Below are 1,954 nucleotides of genomic sequence, written 5' to 3' on the forward strand. Positions count from 1 at the left end.
GCATCGATGATGATTTCGAGCCCGCGCCGGGTCTGCACCATGCGCTCGAGCTGCTGATAGCTGCGCAGCGCCGCGGTCAGCGACGTGAACAGCTTGTCGGCGGTCAGTTCGGTCTTCGCCTTGTAGTCGTTGATGTCGTAATCGACGATGACGCGGCGCTCGGGCGCCTGTCCGGGCTGGCCGGTGCGCAGGATGATACGGACGGTCTCGTTCTTGATCTCGTTGCGGATGAACTCGACGAGGTCGAGGCCGGCGGCGTCGGTCTCCATGATGACGTCGAGCAGCACGGCGGCGATGTCGGGATGCGCGCGCATCAAGGTCCGCCCCTCGGCGGCGGAGTAAGCCGACAGGATTTCGAGGGTCTGGCCGTTGAGATTGTAGTCGCTCAGCGCAAATCGGGTGCCTTCATGGACGGCCTGATCGTCGTCGATCACCGCGACTTTCCACTTGCGCGCCGTCGACGCCTCCGGAGCACGGCCGGAATCTTCAATCAGTTGGAGGACATCGTCCTGGTCGGCCATTGCGTGGTCCCGTGGCTTTCTGTGTCAGTCTCTAGCGGGCCGCGCCTGGCGGCCCGCGGCATGATAATGCGAAACGTGGTGCCTTGTCCCAGCCTTGACTCGAGCATCATCCGTCCGCCGAGCTGCTGGGTTACGAGATTATAGACGATATGCAGACCAAGTCCGGTGCCGCCCTCGTTGCGGCGCGTGGTGAAGAAGGGATCGAAGGCCTGCCGCTGCACGTCCGGGGTCATTCCTGCGCCATTGTCGGCAAAAATGATCTCGATGTCATCATTGCCGCGCGGCTTGGCTGAAATGGTGATAGCTCCAGACCGGCCGCCGGGAAATGCGTGATTTGCGGCATTGAGGAACAGATTGGTCAGGATCTGCCCGTACGAGCCCGGAAAGCCATCGACCACCAGGCCCTCGGGCACATCCACCGACAGGGCAATCGGCGATCTCTTCAGCACCGGCCTCAGGCTGGCGATAATCTGATCGGTGGCTTCGCTGAGGCTGAATTGCCGGCGCTCGGCATGGGAGCGATCCACCGCGACCTGCTTGAACGACTGGATCAGCTCGGCGGCGCGATGCAGGTTACCGACGAGTTGCTGGGAGGCGTCGCGCGAACTGCGGACGAATTCCTCGAGCTGCGATCGCCGCAATGTCGCGCCAGATTTCATCTCGGCCTCGAACTGATCGGTGCGGCGCGCGAAACTGGAGGCCACCGTAAGGCTGATCCCGATCGGATTGTTCACCTCATGGGCGACGCCGGCGACCAGTCCGCCGAGCGCCGCCAGCCGTTCGGCATCGATCAGGTTCTGCTGGGCGGCGTTCAATTCCAGCAGCGCGGACTCGGCCTTCTCCTTGGAGGCGCGCAGCCCGTCCTCAGCCTCGCGCTTGGCGATGGCGTTTTCGCGGAATACCTCGACCGCCCGCGCCATCGCACCGACTTCGTCCTTGGCGGCGGTGCCCGGTACCTGACGGTCGTAATCGCCCGACCTGATCGCCCGCATCGACGTCATGATCTGCTGCAAGGGCAGCCGGATGCTCAGCGCAATAATGACTCCCGCGGTGATGATGACGGCCAGAAAAAGCAGCGCGATGGACAGCACCCGGTGCGCGATATTGCTCAGCGTCCGGTCGAACGTCGCCTGGGCTTTCTGCTCGCGCTGCCGCATCTTGATCGACAATCCATCGATGGCGGCGATGGCGGCGGCCTGGCTTGCATCGATGGAGTTGCGCAGCAAATCGGTGCGGCTGGCGAGTTGTTCCGACAATTTGGCAAGACCTTCGCGCAGCGCCACGGTCCGCGTCTTCAATCGCTGCAGCGCCAGGCGCTGCAGGTCATTGTCGGCAAGGTCGCTCATCACCGGGATGGTTTTCTCGATCGTCTCGGTATTTCTGCGCGCGTCCTCCGCGGAATTGGTCGACACCGAGAGATAATAGGCATTGGC

The 1,954-nt window shown here is 63.1% G+C and carries 1 protein-coding gene and 1 pseudogene; both read right to left on the minus strand.

Going from position 1 to position 1,954, the window contains the following annotated elements:
• Positions 1-521: pseudogene (locus VGP39_RS21835) on the minus strand (histidine kinase); the annotation flags it as partial.
• Positions 491-1,954: sensor histidine kinase (locus VGP39_RS21840; protein ID WP_327570173.1), on the minus strand; the 1,464-nt coding region annotated here is incomplete at its 5' end. The pseudogene VGP39_RS21835 and the gene VGP39_RS21840, both read right to left, overlap by 31 nt.

Source organism: Bradyrhizobium sp., from assembly GCF_036009065.1.
In the GTDB taxonomy this organism is placed as follows: Bacteria; Pseudomonadota; Alphaproteobacteria; order Rhizobiales; family Xanthobacteraceae; genus Bradyrhizobium.